Consider the following 17810-nt stretch of genomic DNA (forward strand, 5'->3'; position numbering starts at 1 on the left):
AGTGCGCGCGCCGGCGCCGACAATAGCGACCTCTCTCGCCACCCCTGCCAGATGACTGCCGACGACCGCGACTCCCTGCGCCAGGACCTGCGCGCGCGCCGCCGCGCGCTCACCGCGCCCGTGCGCCTGGCCGCCGCCGACGCCTTGGCGCAGCGACTGCTGGACCTGCCGTTCGCGCCGCAGCACGGCCATGTCGGCGGCTACTGGGCGATGGACGGGGAGATCGCGCTGCACCGCTGGCAACTGTCGCTGCCGGAGGCGGTGCAGTACTGCCTGCCGGTGCTCAGCGGCGACACCCTGCGCTTCGCGCCGTGGCGTCCCGGTCAGCCGCTGCGCGCCAACCGCTATGGCATCCCCGAGCCCGACGTCGACCCGGCCACGACCCTGGCGCCGGCGCAGATGGCGCTGGTGGTGACGCCGCTGGTCGGCTTCGACACCGCCGGCGGCCGCCTGGGCATGGGAGGCGGCTGGTATGATCGCAGCTTCGCTTTCCGCCAGCGGCAGGCCCCGCCGCCCTGGCTGGTCGGGGCCGCCTTCGACGCGCAACAGGTCGCGGCCTTGCCGCTGGCGGCCTGGGACGTGGCGCTGGACGCGGTCTGCACCGAATCCCTCACCCTGTCGACCGCCCCCGATCTGCCCGCATGACCGCACGCACCCGCTACTGGCTGATGAAGTCCGAACCGGACGCCTTCTCGATCGACGACCTGCAGCGGGTCGGCACCGAACCCTGGAACGGCGTGCGCAACTACCAGGCGCGCAACTTCATGCGCGACGGCATGAAGGTCGGCGACGGCATCCTGTTCTACCACTCCAACTGCAAGGTGCCGGGCATCGTCGGCGTGGCGCGCGTGGCCAGCCAGGCCTACCCCGACGCCACCCAGTTCGACCCGTCCTCCGACTACCACGACCCCAAGGCCACCCCGGAGCAGCCGCGCTGGTACCTGGTGGACGTGGCGTTCGAACGCAAGCTGGCGCGCACCATCGCCCTGGACGAGATCAAGCAGCACGCCGATGCGCTGGGCGAGGGCTTCCCGCTGGTCGCCCGCGGCAACCGCCTGTCGGTGTTCCCGGTCAGCGCCGCGCAGTGGAAGCTGCTGCTTTCGCTCGAATAGCCGGGATTCGGGAGTGGGGATTGGGGATTCGCCCGGCCCCATCCGCCGACCCGCTTTTCACGAATCCCCAATCCCGAATCCCCACTCCCGAGCTCTCCAAATGTCAGAAGCCAAGCGTCTTGCCGCCGAGAAAGCCATCGACTACGTCCAGGACGGGATGATCGTCGGCGTCGGCACCGGTTCCACCGTCGCCTATTTCATCGACGCGCTCGGCCGCATCGGCCACCGCATCAAGGGCGCGGTGTCCAGTTCCGAGCAGAGCACCGCGCGCCTGCGCCAGCACGGCATCGAGGTGCTGGAGCTGAACCACACCGGCAACCTGTCGCTGTACGTGGACGGCGCCGACGAGTGCGATCCGAACAAGTGTCTGATCAAGGGCGGCGGCGCCGCGCTGACCCGCGAGAAGATCATCGCCGAGGCCAGCGAGCGCTTCATCTGCATCATCGACCCGAGCAAGCAGGTGCAGACCCTGGGCGCGTTCCCGCTGCCGATCGAAGTGATCCCGATGGCGCGCAGCCTGGTCGCCCGCGAGATCCTGGCGCGCACCGGCGGCCAGCCGGTCTGGCGCGACGGCGTGATCACCGACAACGGCAACGTGGTGCTGGACGTGCACCACCTGTCGATCACCGACCCGGTGGCGCTGGAGCGCGAACTGAACCAGATCCCGGGCGTGGTCTGCGTCGGCCTGTTCGCACGCCGCCCGGCCGACGTGGTGATCGTCGGTGGCGAGCCGCCGCGCGTCTTTTGACGCGCGCTGGCGCGCGCGCGGGATTGGGGATTCGTGATTGGGGATTCGTAAAAGCGAGAATCCTGGCTCTTGCGAATCCCCAATCCCGAATCCCCAATCCCCGCTCTTGACGCCACACGCACCATGCAACAAGGTGCGCGCTGTCCTCCCTGCCCTGGTCCGCCCATGTCCCTCTTCCGCGCGCTCTGCGTCCTTCTCCTGCTTGCCCTCAGCGGTTGCGCCAGCGCCGGTGGCGACCATTGGGTGGAACTGGGCGGACATCGCTACGAAGTGGAACTGGCGCAGAACGATGCGACGCGCGCGCGCGGGCTGATGTTCCGCGACCAGATGGAAGCCGACCACGGCATGCTGTTCATCCACGACCGCGAGGAACCGCAGGCGTACTGGATGAAGAACACCAAGATCCCGCTGGACATCCTGTACTTCGACAACCAGCGCAAGCTGGTGGCGCAGCAGCGCGACGTGCCGCCGTGCTCGGCCGGCGACGCCTGCCCGCCCTACCCGAGCAACGCGCCGGCGCGCTACGTGCTCGAACTCAACGCCGGCCAGGCCGAGCAGTTGAAGCTGCAGGACGGCACCGAACTGCGTTTCGGCCCGGGAATTCCGCAGGGCCACTGATCCGTCAACGGTGCCGGCGGCGTCGGGAAAAGGCCCCGCGACCACGGCGCTGAACCCGACACCGCTGTCGGGAACGGCCGGACTTGATCGGACCCGGCTTTGCCGCCAGTCTTGGGCCATGGCCGCCCCATTGACATTGCCGAGCTGGAATACCCTGGCCGCACTGGATGACGATGCCCTGCCGCTGCTGGCGACCGCCCTGCTGATCGCCCGCGACGAGTATCCGGAGCTGGATGCCGCCCATTACGACACCCTGGCGCAGAGTCATGCCGACCACCTGCGGCACGAGGTGGCGATGATCGAGCAGTGGCCGCTGAAGATGGCGGCGATCAATCGCCACCTGTTCGAAGAACTGGGCTATAGCGGCAACCACGACGAGTATTACGACCCGCGCAACAGCTACATGAACCAGGTGTTCGAGCGGCGCCTGGGCAACCCGATCTCGCTGGCGCTGGTGCAGATGGACGTGGCGCGGCGCCTGGACATCCCGCTCGACGGCGTGTCCTTCCCGGGGCATTTCCTGGTGCGCCTGCCGGTGGACGACGGCCTGCTGGTGATGGACCCGTTCAACGGCGGGCGCCCGCTGGCGGTGGAGGAACTGCGCGAGCGCGCGCGGCCGCACATGGGCGGCGAAAGCCCGGACGACCGCGCGCTGCTGCAGATCCTGGACCCGGCGCCGCACCGCGCGATCCTTGCCCGGGTCCTGCGCAACCTGCATGGCCTGTATGCCGAACGCGACGAGTGGGACCGCGCCGCACGCAGCGCCGACCGCGTGCTCAAGCTGATGCCCGACCAGCCCGAAGCCCTGCGCGACCGCGGCATGGCCTACCTGCAGATGGATTACGTCCCCGGCGCACGGCGCGACCTGGGCCGCTATCTGCAATTGAACCCCGAAGCCTCCGACGCCTTGCCGATCCGCGAGCGCCTGGTGGAACTGAGCGCGCGCGCGCAGCGGATGCATTGACGCTGGGAATGGGGAGAGGGGAATCGGGAATGGGAAAAGCGCATGCCCTGAGGCTCAGAGGTTGCTGACCTGATCAAGCCGTCATGGATAACCGACCGAATCGATCATCGAACGTCGGCGGACATGCGGCTCTCCCGAGTATCGGCCTTGCGATCCGACAACCCGGCCTCGCGATGTCTGCCTGCCAGCCCTGAACTGGCCGTCGCGTGAAGCCTGCAAGGCACGGGAGTCGCTGTCCCACTCCCGATTCCCCATTCTCCAATCCCAGCCGTCAATCCATCTCCACCATCTCGAAATCGTCCTTGGTCACGCCGCAGTCCGGGCAGGTCCAGGTGTCGGGCACGTCGTCCCAGCGGGTGCCGGGGGCGATGCCTTCTTCCGGCAGGCCGTCGGCCTCGTTGTAGATGAACCCGCAGACGACGCACATCCAGGTGCGATAGGTGGTGGCGCTGGCGTCGCTCATTGGATAATCGCAGGTCACAGTCGGAACGGCATTGTCCCATCGCCGCCGACGCATCGGAAGGCTTGGCCATGAACGCATCCCCGGCGCCGCGCGGCGTGTACCTGATCACCCCCGACGAGGCCGACGGCGCGCGTCTGCTGGCACGGGTGGCGCCGCTGCTGGACCAGGGCGTGACCTGGCTGCAATACCGCAACAAGCGCGCCGACGCGGCGCAACGGCGCGAGCAGGCCGCGGCGCTGCAAACGCTGTGCGCACAGGCCGGCGTGCCGCTGATCGTCAACGACGACGTCGCGCTGGCGCAGGCGGTGGGCGCGGCCGGCGTGCACCTGGGCGAGGACGACGGCGATCTGGCCGCCGCGCGCGCCGCGCTCGGGCCGCAGGCATTGATCGGCGCCTCCTGTTACGACGATCTGACCCTGGCCCGCGGCGCCGCGGCGGCCGGCGCCAGCTACGTCGCCTTCGGCGCGTTCTTTCCTACACGCAGCAAGATCACCACACGCCGCGCCACGCCCGACCTGCTGCGCGATGCGGCAGCGCTGGGCCTGCCGCGCGTGGCGATCGGCGGCCTCACGCCGGAAAACGCGCGTCCGCTGGTGGCGGCCGGCGCCGATCTGCTGGCGGTGATCAGCGGCGTGTTCGATGCGCCCCATCCGCGCGCGGCACTGGCCGCGTACCGCGCCTGTTTCGACTGAGGCGCGAGCGCTTCCCTTCTCCCCTCGGGACCATGGCCCCCTTTTCGGGGGAAGGTGCCCCGAAGGGGCGGATGAGGGTGCGAGCGCAGCCTCATGCACCCAAACACCGCGCGTCGCTCCGCGCCGGACCCTCACCCCAACCCCTCTCCCGACGGGAGAGGGGCTAGCGTTGTTCCTTCTCCCTGTGGGAGAAGGTGCCCCGCAGGGGCGGATGAGGGTACGGGCGCAGCCTCGTGCACCCAAACATCGCGAGTCGCTGCGCGCCGGACCCTCACCCCAACCCCTCTCCCGGGGGGAGAGGGGCTAGCCGCTCCCTTCTCCCACCGGGAGAAGGTGCCCCGAAGGGGCGGATGAGGGTACGGGCGCCAGCCTCGTGCACCCAAACATCGCGGGTCGCTTCGCGCCGGACCCTCTCCCCAACCCCTCTCCGGGGGGAGAGGGGCTCAAACGTCAGTACTTCTTCTCGACGTTGAACATCCAGGTCTGGTCGCTGCCGCTGTCGCCGTCGGTCACGCCGCGGTACTCCACGCGCGTGGACAGGCCCTGGTCGGTGCTGAACACCACGCCCACGCCCAGCATCAGCCGGTTGCGGTCGTACACGCTCTGCCCGGTGCGGTACAGGGTGCCGCCGACGATGTCGGCATAGCCCAGCGTGGCGTCGCCGCGGCCCTGGAAGTCGTGCTGGTACTCGAGCCGGAACTGCGGCGTCAGCCGTCCCCAGGTCATCTGCCGGCGCCATTCCAGGCGCAGGCCGAGGTTGCCGGTGGTGGTGGCCACGTCCATGTCCTCGTAGCGCAGCGCATACGGCGCCATCGCCGCTTCGCTGTAGGCGTCCAGCGTGGCGCGCGCGGCATCCACCCGCGCGTACGGGGTGATCTGCCAATCGCCGCGCTGCAGATCGGCACCGGCCGACAGCGACGCGATCCACTGGTGGCCGCTGCGGTCGCCTTCGGCCAGGGCGCCGTTGTCGGTGACGTAGCGGCGCAGGTCGTAGGACAGCAACTGGTAGCCGACCAGGGTGTCGAAGAACAGCGTCTGGCCCGGGTGATAGCTGGCATACAGCGCCAGCGTGTACGCGGTCGACTTGCTGCGGCTGCCGTCGCGGCCGACATCGCTGTCGTCGCGGCCGAAGCCCACGCCCGCGCCCAATGCGAAGGACGAGGAGACGCGGTAATCGGCGCCCAGGCTCAGGCCATCGGTCTGGAAATCCACGCCGGCGCGCTGCGACTGCCTGTCCAGGCTGCCGGAGCGGATCGCACCACCCACCCACAGGCCCAGATCGCCTGCCGCAGTGGCATCGCGTGGTGCCGCCGACGCGGTGTCGGCGCCGCCGTCCATGGCGCCGTCGCGCAGGTCGCGGTTGGCCGGGTCGCACGCTTGCGCGTCCAGGTTGCGATCGCTCTGCAGCGTGCGGTCGCGCTGGCGGCACTGCGAGCTGGCCTGGAAGCTCACGCCGTTGTCGAAGCCGCGCGCACCCCGGTGGGTCGCCTCCAGGCGGCGCTGGAAGTTGTCGATCTGCGCCTTGGCGAAGCGCCGGGTCGACTCGGCCTGCGCGTCGATCAGACCACGCACCTGCGCATCCTGGGTCGGATCCCGGCGCGGCGCGATCACGAACACGATGTCCGCCGCGGCCGAGGTCGCGTATGCATTAGACAGGGTGAAGCGCACCGTGGCGTTGCCGGAGAAGGCCGGGTTCGGCACGAAGGTCAGTATGAAGCCCGGGCCGTCGTCCGCGGCCGCGGTCGGCACGCCGGCGGCCCTGGCGGCCGCGCGGGTGATCGTCGCGGTACCGGCGTTGGCCGGCAGCACCGCGACCACGGCGGCCGCCACGAACGGACCGCCGGTAGCGTCGCGGGTGACGTCCAGGGTCTGCGTCTGCCCGGTCACCGCCGGCACCGTCACCGACACCGCGATGGGGCGGGCGTTGACGGTGATGGTGACCACGGCCGGGGCCGAACTACCGCCGGCGCCGATGGCGGTGTAGTGCACGCTGTCCACGCCCACGTAGCCCGGCGCCGGCGTGTACACCAGGCGCACGCCATCGACGGTCGCGGTGCCGTGGCTGGGCGCGGTGGCGATGGCGATGCTGTCGATGCTGCCGGTGTCGTTGCCGGTGACCGCCAGGGTCAGCGCGGTATCCACGAGGGTGGCGCCGGTGTCGTTCGCCGCCACCGGTGCCGGCACCGCCGAGGCGATGGTCAGGGTGTAGGCCTGCGTGGCCGAAAAGCCGTTGGCGTCGCTCACCTTGATGCTGAAGGCGAAGCTGCCGGCCGCGCTCGGCGTGCCGGACAGCACGCCCGCCGGGGTCAGGCTCAGCCCGGTCGGCAGCGCGCCGCTGACCACGCTGTAGCTGTACGGTGCGGTGCCGCCGCTGGTGCTCAGGGTCTGGTTGTACGCGGTGCCCGCGGTGCCGGCAGGCAAGGTCGGCTGCCCCGGAGTCAGGGTCGGCGCCGCGATGCTCAGCGTGTAGCTGCGGCTGGCCTGGCCGGGGACGCCGGCGGTGCTGTCGGTGACGGTGGCGGTGAAGACGAAACTGCCCGCCTGGGTCGGGGTACCGGACAGCACGCCGGCCGCGCTCAGGCTCAGCCCGGCCGGCAACGCGCCGGTAGCGAGGCTGTAGCTGTAGGGCGCGGTACCGCCGGTGGCGCTGAGCGCCTGACTGTAGGCGCTGCCCGCGGTGCCGGCCGGCAGCGCCGGCGGCGACAGCGTCAGCGTCGGAGAGGCCACCGTCAGGGTGAACGCCTGCGCCGCAGTGAAGGCGTTGGCGTCGGTAACGCCCACGGTGAACGCGAAGTTGCCGGCCGTGGTCGGCGTACCGAACAGCACGCCGCCCGCGCTCAGGCTCATCCCGCTCGGCAAGGCGCCGGCATTGAGCACATAGCTGTACGGTGCGGTGCCGCCGCTGGTGCTCAGCGCCTGGCTGTAGCTGGCGTTGATCGCCGCTGCCGGCAACGTCGGCGGGGTGATGGCCAGGGTCGGCGAGGCGATGGACAGGGTGTAGGCGTGCGAGCCGCCGAAACTGCCGGCATCGGTGACGCCGACGACGAAGGTGAAGCTGCCGGCCACGGCCGGAGTGCCGGATAGGACACCGGCACTGCTCAGGCTCAGGCCCGCAGGCAAGGCACCGGAGCTGAGCGCGTAGGTGTAGGGCGCCGTCCCGCCGCTGGTGCTCAACGTCTGGCTGTAGGCGGTGCCCGCGGTCCCGGACGGCAGCGTGGACGGGGCGACGGTCAAGGTCGGCGCCACGATCGCCAGCGTATAGCTGCGCGACGCCTGGCCCGGCGTTCCGGAGGTGCTGTCGGTCGCGACCAGGGTGAAGCTGAAATTGCCGGTCACGGTGGGCGTGCCGCTGAGCGCACCGGTCGCACTGTTGACGGTCACGCCTGCCGGCAAGGCGCCGGCCGTGACGGCATAGGTGTACGGCGCGATGCCGCCGCTGGCCTGGGTGATCGCCGCGCTGTAGGCCTGGCCGGCGGTGCCGTTGGGCAGGGTCGTCGCCGGCAGCGTCACGGTTGGCGCAGCCACCGTCAACGTATAGGCACGGCTACCACTGATGGGCGACGCGCCGCTGTCGGTCGCGGACACGGTGAAATTGAAGCTGCCGCTGCCGCTGGGCGTGCCGGTCAGCACGCCGGCGGAACTCAGCAGCATGCCCACCGGCAATGTGCCGGTGGTGATCGCGAAGCCATATGGCGCCGTCCCACCACTGGCCGTCAAGGTCTGGCTGTAGCTGGTGCCGGCGGTGGCCGCCGGTAGCGACGTCGGCGAGATCGTCACCACCGCATCGTCGTTGAGGATCGTGCCGGTGGCGGTGGCGCGGGCGATGGTGGCGTTGCTGGCAGCGGACAGGGTCACCGTGAACGTCTCGTCCGGCTCGACGGTGGTGTCGCCGATGATCGTCACTGCGATGCTCTGCACGGTGGTGCCGGGCGCGAAGGCCAGCGGACCCGAGGTGGCGACATAGTCGCTGCCGGCAGTGGCGGTGCCGTCGGCGGTCCCGTAGTTGACCATGACGGTTTGGCCGCTGGCGGCGCTGAGGGTAACCGTGAACGTCGCCGTGGTGTTGCCGCTGTTGCCTTCGATGACGCTGACATCGCCGATCGAGAGCGACGGCTGCGCATCGTCGTTGACGATGGTGCCCTGGCCCTGTCCGTCGGCGACGGTGGCGCCGCTGACGTTGCTGACGTTGACGAAGAAGGTTTCGTCGGGTTCGTTGAGCGTGTCGCCGATCACCTGCACGGTGAAGGTGGCACTGCTGCTGCCGGCCGGAATGGTCAGCCCGTTCACGCTGGAGGAGATGTAGTCGGTGCCCGCGGTCGCGGTGCCGTTGGCGGTGGCGATGTCGAAGCTGACCCCGCCACTGCCGGCCGGCTGGCTGAGCGAGACGGTGAAGGTGAACGCGGTGTTGCCGGAATTGCCCTCGTTCTGCGACACGTCGTTGACCGACAGCGCCGGCTGGTCGTCGTTGAGGATGGTGCCGGTGGCGCTGGAGGGGTTGCCGATCGAGTAGCCGGTACCGTTGGCCACCTGGAAGATCACCGTCTCGTCCGGCTCCACCGTGGTATCGGCGACCGGGGTGACGCTGAAGCTGGCGGACGTCGCGTTGGCCGGCACCACGACGCTGGCGACCGCACCGGTGTAGTCGGTCCCGCTGGTGGCCGTGCCGCTGCGGGTCAGGTTCACCGTGGTCGCCGAACTGTTGGTCGAGCTCAACGTCACCGTGTAGACGAAGGGCGTGCCGCTGTCCTCGTTGGCGCTGGACGGGGAAACCGTGATGCTGGCGCTGCGCGAGGGGTTGATGGTGATGTTGAAGACGACCTGGTTGTTGTCCTGGTCCAGCAGGTAGAACGAGTCCGAGGTCGCGCCGTCCCCGTTGTTGGTATAGGTCACCGTCTGTGTGCCAGGACCGGACTGCTGGCTGAGCACGAAACTGCCGTGCGCAGGCTGCACAAGAGGATCGGTCATGCCACCGTTCGAGTCCCCGTCGCAGTCGCTGACGTCGAACGTCACCGATTGGCCCTGGTTCACGGTCGCGGTTTTAGGCGACGGGCAGTACAAAGCCAGGCAAACCTGCGACGTCGTCATCAACAGCAACGCCATCAGCCAACGCAACGTCCGTCGCACGCCGCTCGATGCGGAGCATTTTGTAGACATATTTCGATTCCCCCAAAACGCGCCACCCCATGGGCGCTGGCAGCCATCCTGGTGCCTCGGACTTCGCGGAACATCGGCCCAGCAAGCATCGGCCATGCGCGTCGCGCCGCTATTGGAACAACAAATTCGGCGCTGCGTAAAGCAACAAATGCGTCACGTCTGTCTGGTTCAGCGAAATCGTCTCTTGCAAGTCGCCGAAGTCGTGATTAAGTAGTCTGGCGCCAGACACGAGGTCTGCCGTCATCCACTCCGGGGGGAGATCCGCATGAGCGAGTTCTTCATCGGTCAGATCATGCTGACCGGTTTCGCGTTTGCGCCAAAATATTTTGCGCAGTGCAACGGGCAATTGCTGCCGATCAATCAGAACCAGGCCCTGTTCAGTCTGCTCAGCACCCGCTTCGGCGGCGACGGCAAGACCACCTTCGGCTTGCCGGACATGCGCGGACGCACGCCGGTGGGCTACGGGCCATCGGCCGACCCGGCGTGGCAGCCGCCTGCGGTGCCGATGGGCCAGGCCGCCGGCGCGGAGACGGTGACGCTGGTAGGCGACAACCTGCCCCCGCATACCCACCTGATGACTTGCAGCAGCGCCAACGGTGACAACCGCATACCGACCGGCCGCCTGTTCGCCAACAACTACATCCCTACTGGAACTCCGCACGCGCTGTACGCTGCGCCAGGGGCAACGGTGCCACTGGCGCAGTCCACCATCGCCAATAGCGGCGGCGGCCAGGCGCATCCGAACGTGCAGCCGTACACCACGATCAATTTCTGCATCGCGCTGTCCGGCATCTTCCCTTCGCGCAGCTAGGCGCATCCGCATCCGGGCACGCCGCGCACAGTCGTGCGCGTGGCGCCTCATCGACCAGGAAGCATCTCATGGGCACTCCCTTCATCGGCGAAATCCGCATGTTCGGCTTCGGCCGTACGCCCCAGGGCTGGCAGGCGTGCGACGGCTCGCTGCTGCAGATCTCCGAATACGAACCGTTGTACGTCCTGCTCGGCACTGCCTACGGCGGCAACGGCACCAGCACCTTCGGCGTGCCGGATCTGCGTGGTCGCCTGCCGATCCACCAGGGTCAGGGACCGGGCCTGAGCAACTACCCGCTCGCCCAGCGCGCAGGCACCGAGACGGTGACATTGACGGAGCTGCAGATGCCGGCACACACGCATACCGCGCAGGCCACCACCGCCGCGGCCACCACCACCGCGCCCGCCGGGCTGTTGCCGGCCGCGGTCAACGGGAGCCAGTTCTATACAAGCGACGTCACCGGCGCCACGATGCTGGCGCTGTCGCCGCAAAGCACGTCCTTCGCTGGCGGCAACCAACCGCACGACAACGTCATGCCGACGCTGACCGTGCAGTACTGCATCGCCACCACCGGCATCTTCCCGCAACAGGCCTGACCTCTGCGCCGCGCCGACACGGCCGCGGCACGCATCCGCTCATCGGAGGAATCCGCTCATGACCGAACCCTATATCGGCGAAATCCAGCTGTTCGGCTTCGACTACAACCCGTACGGCTGGGCGTTGTGCAACGGCGCCACCCTGCCGATCACGCAGAACACCGTGCTGTATTCCCTGCTCGGCGTGGCCTACGGCGGCAATGGCACCACCACGTTCCAACTGCCGAATTTCGTGACGCGCGCCGGCTGCCAGCAGGGCGCGGGGCCTGGACTGACGCCGCACACGCTGGGCAGCAATTTCGGCTCGGCGTCGGTGAGCCTGCAGAGCACGCAGATCCCCATGCACCAGCACGGGGTCACTGCTGCCTCACAGCCGGATGGCACGAAGAAAACCGCTTCGCCTGCGAGCGGTGTCGCCCTGTCGACGCTGAACGTGAATACCGAGCGTCCGTTCCTGGCCGTCGCGCCGAACACGCAGTTCTCCCCGACCATGTTGATGCCCACCGGCATCGGCCAGGCGCACGAGAACCGGCAGCCGTATCTGGCGGTGAACTTCTGCATCGCCTTGCAGGGCAACTATCCGGTCTTCAACTGAGGCAGGCGTGATGTCGATCGCCGCCTCGCCCGGCTTTCCGCAACGGGACGCCGGGTGGGCAGCGCCCGCTGCGCTGCAGGCACGCGGCATCAGCGTGCGGCCGGCGCGTTCGGCAGACCTGGACTGGCTGCGCGACCTATACGCCAGTACGCGCCGCGACGAACTGGCCGCGGTGCCGTGGCCGGAACAAACCAAGCGCGCCTTTCTCGACCAGCAGTTCGCCTTGCAGCACGCGCACTATCTGCAGCACTTTCCCTGCGCGGACTTCCTGATCGTGGAAGACGCGCACGCGCGGCTGGGCCGGCTGTATCTGGACCGCAGCACGGATCCGCACGTCCTGGTCGATATCAACCTGCTGCCGGACTGCCGCGGCCACGGCATCGGCGGCGCGCTGATCGCGCAGGCACAGGCGATCGCGCATGCGGATGGGCGCGCACTGACGCTGCACGTGCTGCATGCCAATCCCGCAGCGCAGCGGCTCTACGCGCGGCTGGGCTTCGTTGCCGGCGAGGCCGGCCAGACCCATCTGGCCATGCGCTGGGATGGCGCCGGCACGAAGCCGGACGCGCGCGTCAGTTGAACACCGCCTGATACAGGAAGCCGTCGCGTTCGCGCGCGACCGGCACCAGGAAGATGCCGATCTCGCCCAGGCGCGGATGGCGCATCTGGTAGGTCTGCTGCGGAAACAGAAACGCCGAGCCGTTGCGGAACAGCAGCGAGAACGGGGCGCGCCGCGCCGCGGGCGGCGTCGGCAGCGGCCGCGCTTCGACCAGCACGAATGCGACCTCGCCTTCGTTCAACTGCGCCGAGAACGTCTCGTTCACGCTTCCAGCGAAGTGTTCCAAGCTCAACAGCTCCATCCTTGACTCCAGGTGTGGTTCGGCACGGCCGCCATGCCGGCATCGTCGCGTGCCGTCGCGACGCGCACAAGCGCTGTGCGGGCATTTGTCCACACCGCCTTTTGTTCACCCCTCAAGTGCAGCGGCGAGGCGCTGGCGCGGTGGCGGCCATCCCGAGCCGATGCAGCGTCGCCGGCGGCCAATGCGCGGCCGTATGACACGCTGTTGCATGAACGGGGTGAAGCGGGCGCGCACACCGGCCCGCGCAGTGCCACAATACTGCACGGGCCAGTTCGGTTAAGTTCAGCCGAACGGATCGATCCTATGTTGTATTTTCGTTAAAGGTCGCGATGGCGTCTTCCGAATCCAATCTGGTGCAGTTGTCGGGCGTGCGCATCGACCGCGGCGGCCGGGCGATCCTGCGCGACGTCTCGCTGAGCGTGCCGCGCGGCAGCATCACCGCGGTGCTCGGCCCCTCCGGCAGCGGCAAGTCCACGCTGCTGGCGGCGCTGACCGGCGAACTGGAGCCGGCCGCGGGGACGCTGCAGGTGTTCGGCAAGCCGCTGCCGCGCGGCAGCCGTGCGCTGCGCGAGACGCGCAAGAGCATCGGCGTGCTGCTGCAGGGCAACGGCCTGCTGACCGACCTGAGCGTGGCCGAGAACGTGGCGCTGCCATTGCGCGCCCACACCCGCCTGCCCGAACCGGTGCTGCAGCGGCTGGTCGCATTGAAGCTGCACGCGGTGGGCCTGCTGGCCGCTGCCGACGCCTGGCCGCGCGAGCTGTCCGGCGGCATGGCGCGGCGCGTGGCGCTGGCGCGGGCACTGGCCCTGGACCCGCCGCTGATGATCTACGACGAACCCCTGACCGGGCTGGACCCGATCGCCTCCGGCGTGATCATGAGCCTGATCCAGCGCCTCAACCACACCCTGGGCCTGACCAGCATCATCGTCAGCCACCACGTCCACGAGACCCTGCCGATCTGCGACCAGGCCGTGGCCATCGCCAACGGCGGCGTGGTCTTCGCCGGCACCCCGCAGGAATTGCAGGCCAGCAGCGATCCGTTGCTGCAGCAGTTCCTGCACGGCCGTCCCGACGGCCCGATCCCGTTCGATGCGCCGCAGCGCGCGCGGAGCGCCGCCTGATGGCCATCGTTGCCCCGATCCGTTCCCTGGGCCGTGCCGGGCTGTTCTTCCTGACCGTGCTGCGCGGCTCGCTGCCGACCCGCGACCTGCTGGCCGAGCTGATCCGCGAGATCTACAAGGTCGGCGCGCGTTCGCTGCCGATCATCGCCGTGGGCGGCGCCTTCGTCGGCCTGGTGCTGACCCTGCAGGGCTACCGCACGCTGCAGACCTATGGCGCCTCCGATGCGCTGTCCACGCTGCTCGGCCTGTCGCTGTACCGCGAGCTGGCGCCGGTGCTGACCGCGCTACTGTTCATCGGCCGCGCCGGCAGTTCCATCGCCGCCGAGCTCGGCCTGATGCGTGCGACCGACCAGATCAAGGCGCTGGAGCTGATGGCGATCGACCCGGTGGCCAAGGCGGTGGCGCCGCGCTTCTGGGCGGCGGTGCTGACCGTGCCGCTGCTGACCGGCATCTTCTGCTCGCTGGCGATCAGCGCCAGCTATTTCGAGGCGGTGGCGGCGCTCGGCCTGGACCGCGGCACGTTCTGGTCGGCGCTGTCGAGCAGCGTGGACTTCTGGGACGACTTCGGCGTAGCGATGCTGAAGTCGGCGGTGTTCGGCGGCACGGCGGCGCTGGTGGCGGCCTATGTCGGCTTCCATGCCGAGCCGACCATCGAGGGCACTTCGGTGGCCACCACCCGCGCCGTGGTCAACGCCTCGCTGCTGGTGCTGATGTTCAACTTCGTCATGTCGGCGCTGCTGTTCCGCTGAGCGGCGCCAACGCGGGACCGGCCGGCGACGGCAGGCTCCGCGGCAACATCCCGGTCGCGGCACTGGCGCCGCGGCCACGCTGAATCAACAAGGTAGACACGTTATGGCTCTCCGTGGTCCCCGTCTCGAGTTCGCCGTCGGCGCCTTCCTGCTGCTGGGCCTGGCCTCGCTGCTGGTGCTGGCGCTGGCTTCCACCAACCGCCAGTGGGGCTTCGGCGGCCACCGCTACGACCTGGTCGCGCGCTTCTCGCAGATCGGCCAGCTGCGTGCGCAGGCGCCGGTGAAGATCGGCGGCGTCATCATCGGCCAGGTCGCCAAGATCGACCTGGACCCGACCAAGTTCGACTCGGTGGTGACCCTGTCCATCGACGACAAGTACAAGGACCTGCCGGCCGACACTTCGGCGGCGATCCTGACCAGTGGCCTGCTTGGCGAGAGCTATGTCGGCCTGCAGCCCGGCGGCGACCCCGACACGCTCAAGCCCGGCCAGGAAATCGCCTTCACCCAGCCGGCGGTGGACCTGATCCAGCTGGTCGGCAAGTACATGTTCGGCGGCGGCAGTGCCGGCGGCGACAAGAACGCAACACCCGCTGCCGCACCCTCGGCCGACCCCACCACGCCCGCAACGGAACCCAAGCCATGACGATCAAACTGCTTTCCGCCGCTCTCGCCGCCGCGCTGGCCGTGGCCGCGCCCTCCGCCGCCCTGGCCCAGGCCGCCGCGCCGGCCGCCGCCGCCACCCAGGCCGGTTCGGCCAGCAAGGTGGTGCTGGAGAACAGCACGCGCATCCTGACCACGCTGGAACAGCGCCGCAGCGAGTTCAAGAGCAACCCGACCGCGCTGCGCCAGTTCATCGACAGCGAGATGAACAAGTCCTTCGACCGCGACTACGCCGCCCGCCTGGTGCTGGGCGTGCACGGCCGCGGCGCCTCAGACGCCGACGTCAAGCTGTTCGGCGACGCGATGGCCGACAACCTGATGCAGCGCTACGGCACCTCGCTGCTGACCTTCGAAGGCAAGCCGCAGGTGCGGGTGAAGTCGGAAACCCCGCTGCCCGGCGGCCGCGGCGTCAAGGTCTCCACCGAGCTGCTGCGCAGCGGCGGCGACCCGGTGCCGGTGGACTACCTGCTGCGCAACACCGGCGCGGGCTGGAAGATCTTCGACGTGATGGTCGAGGGCGTGTCCTACGTGCAGACTTTCCGCAACCAGTTCGACACCCCGCTGCGCAACAAGTCGATCCCCGAGGTTGCGGCCGAGCTGCGCAACGGCACGCTGCAGGCGGCACCGGCGGGCAACAGTGGCAAGTGATGCGCCGCAGCTGCGCCGCGACGGCGACACGCTCGCGCTGAGCGGCGTGCTCGACCGTGCGGCGGCCACCGCGCTGTGGCCCGCAGCGCTGCGCGCGCTGCCGGGCGCACGCGCGCTGGACCTGCAGGCCGTCTCGCGGGTGGACAGCGCCGGCCTGGCGCTGCTCGCCGAACTTGCCGCGCGCCTGCGTGCCCAGGGCCAGGCCGAGGTCGCCATCCACGGCGCCCCGGCCGGCCTGACCGACCTGAGCGCCGCCTACCGGCTGGCCTCGACCCTGGACTTCCACTCTCCCCCTGCGGCGAGCTGACACATGAACGTGCTGCGTATCCTTACCTCCCTGACCCTGGCCGCCGCCCTGGGCGCCTGCGCTGGCGCGCCCAAGCGCACGCCACCGCCGCCGCCGCCGCCGCCGGTGGCACAGACCGCGCCGGCCGCCAGCGACAGCGCCGCGACTCCCGATACGCACGCCACACCGGCGACCGCGGACAGCGCCACCGGCATGGACACCGGCGCCGCGCCGGCATCGGCAAGCGCGCCTGCGGCGATGCCGCCGGCGAGTGCTGCCCCGGGCGCCGGGGCCGCCAACGGCACGCCGACCTCGGCCGAGGACGACTACGCCGCGCTGTACGGCGGCGACCCGTACAACCCGGTCGCCGATCCGACCCTGCCGGAGGGCGTGCCTGCACCGCAGAGCTACGATCCGTGGGAGAAGTTCAACCGCAAGGTGCATGCCTTCAACAACGTGGTCGACCGTGGCGTGGCGCGGCCGCTGGCACGCGCCTACGTCAACGTGGTGCCGCGGCCGGTGCGGTTGGGCGTGACCAACTTCTTCGACAACCTCAGCTCGCCGCTGACCATGGTCAACCAGCTGCTGCAGGGCCGTCCGCTGCAGGCGGGGCAGACCCTGAGCCGGTTCCTGATCAACAGCACGCTGGGTATCGGCGGCATCTTCGACCCGGCCACCGACGCCAGCCTGCCGCGGCGCAGCGAGGACTTCGGCCAGACCCTGGGTGTGTGGGGCTGGCGCCGCTCGCGTTACCTGGAACTGCCGTTGTTCGGCCCGCGCACGGTGCGCGATGCGTTCGGCCTGGTCGGCGACGCGCCGCTGTCGCCACTGCAGCAGATCGAGGAAGACCGGGTGCGCATCGGTCTGCAGGGCCTGCAGTTGGTCGACACGCGCGCGCAGTTGCTGTCGCTGGACAGTCTGCGCGACCAGGCGCCGGACGAGTACCAGCTGACCCGCGATGCGTGGCTGCAGCGCCGCAACTATCAGATCGAGAGCGACATGCGCGGGCACAAGCGTCAGGACGACGATCTGCCGGCCTATCTGCGCGAGGAAGAGACCAATCCGACGGTGCCGGTGGATGCGATGCCGGTCCCGGAGTGGCGCGGCGGTCGCTGAGTCGCCTGCACTTAGGCAGCACAGAAAACCCCGGCTTCGGCCGGGTTTTTTGTGCCTGAACTTTTTTGCCATCGCGCACAGTAGTAGCAGCGCAGAGTGGAGTGGCTGTTGGGTTGCAGCGGGTGATGCCGTATCCGCAGCGGACGTCGACGTGCCGTCGCTTCGCTCTTGCTCTTGCTCTTGCTCTTGCTCTTGCTCTTGCTCTTGCTGTTGCTGTTGCTGTTGCTGTTGCTGTTGCTCTTGCTGTTGCTCTTGCTGTTGCTCTTGCTGTTGCTCTGGCTGTTGCTATTGCTCTGGCTGTTGATTTACCAGGGTCCCCTCGGCGCGGCAGCCACGACGGGGAAAAACCCGAAGGGCGGCCCACAGGGATGTGCGCCGTTCGCGGCAGGGGCAGGATGCCCCTTCCGCGAATCCCAGTCGTGGCTGCGAACCTGGAGCGCGAAGCGCGGAAGGCGCGCTGCGGGGTGTGCTTTCTTTTGGTTACTTTTCTTTGCACAAGCAAAGAAAAAGAACCCTCCCCACAGAGCGAAACCGTTTGTCCCAATCTTTTGTGTCCGATGAGGAAAACTGTAGTGACGGCGCTATCCGAGAAAAACGCAATTTGTCCTTCTTGTCGG

General features: G+C 69.0%; 20 protein-coding genes. 17 read left to right on the top strand and 3 right to left on the bottom strand.

Translation table 11 applies throughout. From position 1 onward, the window contains the following. Positions 1–51: 51 nt before the first annotated feature. The 5 genes from CEK68_RS16230 (at position 52) to CEK68_RS16250 (ending at position 3442) form a co-directional block, all read left to right on the top strand. Positions 52–645: a 5-formyltetrahydrofolate cyclo-ligase gene (locus tag CEK68_RS16230; RefSeq protein WP_152240004.1), complete on the top strand. Its 594-nt coding sequence runs from the start codon at positions 52–54 to the stop codon at positions 643–645. Beyond that, positions 642–1112 carry an EVE domain-containing protein gene (locus tag CEK68_RS16235; protein ID WP_017915860.1) on the top strand — a complete coding sequence of 157 codons (471 nt, stop codon included), beginning with the start codon at positions 642–644 and terminating at the stop codon, positions 1110–1112. The genes CEK68_RS16230 and CEK68_RS16235 overlap by 4 nt, the downstream gene beginning before the upstream one ends. A 100-nt stretch (positions 1113–1212) precedes the next feature. Beyond that, positions 1213–1860, top strand: coding sequence for a ribose-5-phosphate isomerase RpiA (gene rpiA, locus CEK68_RS16240; RefSeq protein ID WP_152240005.1), 648 nt, complete (start codon positions 1213–1215; stop codon positions 1858–1860). A gap of 165 nt (positions 1861–2025) precedes the next feature. Beyond that, positions 2026–2478 (top strand): DUF192 domain-containing protein, encoded by a 453-nt coding sequence (locus CEK68_RS16245; RefSeq protein ID WP_152240006.1) that lies wholly within the window; start codon positions 2026–2028, stop codon positions 2476–2478. A 118-nt stretch (positions 2479–2596) separates the two neighbouring features. After that, on the top strand, positions 2597–3442 hold the full coding sequence (locus CEK68_RS16250; protein WP_026143558.1) for a SirB1 family protein: 846 nt from the start codon (positions 2597–2599) through the stop codon (positions 3440–3442). A gap of 271 nt (positions 3443–3713) precedes the next feature. Here the strand turns inward: CEK68_RS16250 and CEK68_RS16255 are convergent, their stop codons facing one another. After that, entirely contained in the window at positions 3714–3959 is a 246-nt protein-coding gene (locus tag CEK68_RS16255; protein ID WP_223875626.1) for a rubredoxin, read from the bottom strand. A 14-nt stretch (positions 3960–3973) separates the two neighbouring features. Between CEK68_RS16255 and thiE the strand changes: the two genes are divergently transcribed. Then, on the top strand, positions 3974–4597 hold the full coding sequence (gene thiE / locus CEK68_RS16260; RefSeq protein ID WP_152240007.1) for a thiamine phosphate synthase: 624 nt from the start codon (positions 3974–3976) through the stop codon (positions 4595–4597). A gap of 450 nt (positions 4598–5047) precedes the next feature. On the opposite strand, the gene CEK68_RS16265 is transcribed toward thiE, so the two are convergent. Continuing rightward, entirely contained in the window at positions 5048–9751 is a 4704-nt protein-coding gene (locus CEK68_RS16265) for a putative Ig domain-containing protein (RefSeq protein ID WP_152240008.1), read from the bottom strand. Positions 9752–10016: 265 nt separating this feature from the next. Between CEK68_RS16265 and CEK68_RS16270 the strand changes: the two genes are divergently transcribed. From CEK68_RS16270 to CEK68_RS16285, 4 genes are all read left to right on the top strand, one after another. Further along, positions 10017–10562 (top strand): tail fiber protein, encoded by a 546-nt coding sequence (locus CEK68_RS16270; RefSeq protein WP_043093989.1) that lies wholly within the window; start codon positions 10017–10019, stop codon positions 10560–10562. Between the two features lie 68 nt (positions 10563–10630). Beyond that, positions 10631–11158 carry a tail fiber protein gene (locus tag CEK68_RS16275; RefSeq protein ID WP_043093987.1) on the top strand — a complete coding sequence of 176 codons (528 nt, stop codon included), beginning with the start codon at positions 10631–10633 and terminating at the stop codon, positions 11156–11158. Positions 11159–11216: 58 nt separating this feature from the next. Further along, complete coding sequence (locus CEK68_RS16280; RefSeq protein ID WP_017909949.1) at positions 11217–11753, top strand: tail fiber protein; 537 nt, start codon at positions 11217–11219, stop codon at positions 11751–11753. 10 nt (positions 11754–11763) lie between these two features. Then, complete coding sequence (locus tag CEK68_RS16285) at positions 11764–12333, top strand: GNAT family N-acetyltransferase (protein WP_152240009.1); 570 nt, start codon at positions 11764–11766, stop codon at positions 12331–12333. Here CEK68_RS16285 and CEK68_RS16290 read toward each other — a convergent pair. Beyond that, positions 12326–12613, bottom strand: coding sequence for a hypothetical protein (locus tag CEK68_RS16290; protein ID WP_017909947.1), 288 nt, complete (start codon positions 12611–12613; stop codon positions 12326–12328). The genes CEK68_RS16285 and CEK68_RS16290 overlap by 8 nt on opposite strands. Before the next feature lie 329 nt (positions 12614–12942). Between CEK68_RS16290 and CEK68_RS16295 the strand changes: the two genes are divergently transcribed. The 7 genes from CEK68_RS16295 to CEK68_RS21300 form a co-directional block, all read left to right on the top strand. After that, positions 12943–13734 (top strand): ATP-binding cassette domain-containing protein, encoded by a 792-nt coding sequence (locus CEK68_RS16295; RefSeq protein ID WP_043093985.1) that lies wholly within the window; start codon positions 12943–12945, stop codon positions 13732–13734. Then, positions 13734–14483 carry an MlaE family lipid ABC transporter permease subunit gene (locus CEK68_RS16300; protein ID WP_017909945.1) on the top strand — a complete coding sequence of 250 codons (750 nt, stop codon included), beginning with the start codon at positions 13734–13736 and terminating at the stop codon, positions 14481–14483. The genes CEK68_RS16295 and CEK68_RS16300 overlap by 1 nt, the downstream gene beginning before the upstream one ends. A 103-nt stretch (positions 14484–14586) precedes the next feature. Further along, entirely contained in the window at positions 14587–15126 is a 540-nt protein-coding gene (mlaD, locus tag CEK68_RS16305) for an outer membrane lipid asymmetry maintenance protein MlaD (protein WP_017909944.1), read from the top strand. Continuing rightward, positions 15123–15791 (top strand): ABC transporter substrate-binding protein, encoded by a 669-nt coding sequence (locus tag CEK68_RS16310; RefSeq protein ID WP_017909943.1) that lies wholly within the window; start codon positions 15123–15125, stop codon positions 15789–15791. Before mlaD ends, CEK68_RS16310 begins: the two co-directional genes overlap by 4 nt. After that, positions 15781–16098 carry an STAS domain-containing protein gene (locus CEK68_RS16315; RefSeq protein WP_043093981.1) on the top strand — a complete coding sequence of 106 codons (318 nt, stop codon included), beginning with the start codon at positions 15781–15783 and terminating at the stop codon, positions 16096–16098. Before CEK68_RS16310 ends, CEK68_RS16315 begins: the two co-directional genes overlap by 11 nt. Positions 16099–16101: 3 nt before the next feature. After that, positions 16102–17193 carry a VacJ family lipoprotein gene (locus CEK68_RS16320; protein WP_152240010.1) on the top strand — a complete coding sequence of 364 codons (1092 nt, stop codon included), beginning with the start codon at positions 16102–16104 and terminating at the stop codon, positions 17191–17193. A 419-nt stretch (positions 17194–17612) separates the two neighbouring features. Further along, on the top strand, positions 17613–17810 hold a 198-nt coding region (locus tag CEK68_RS21300; RefSeq protein ID WP_226977920.1), incomplete at its 3' end, for a hypothetical protein.

This window comes from Xanthomonas sp. LMG 12461 (assembly GCF_009192935.1).
In the GTDB taxonomy this organism is placed as follows: domain Bacteria; phylum Pseudomonadota; class Gammaproteobacteria; order Xanthomonadales; family Xanthomonadaceae; genus Xanthomonas_A; species Xanthomonas_A sontii.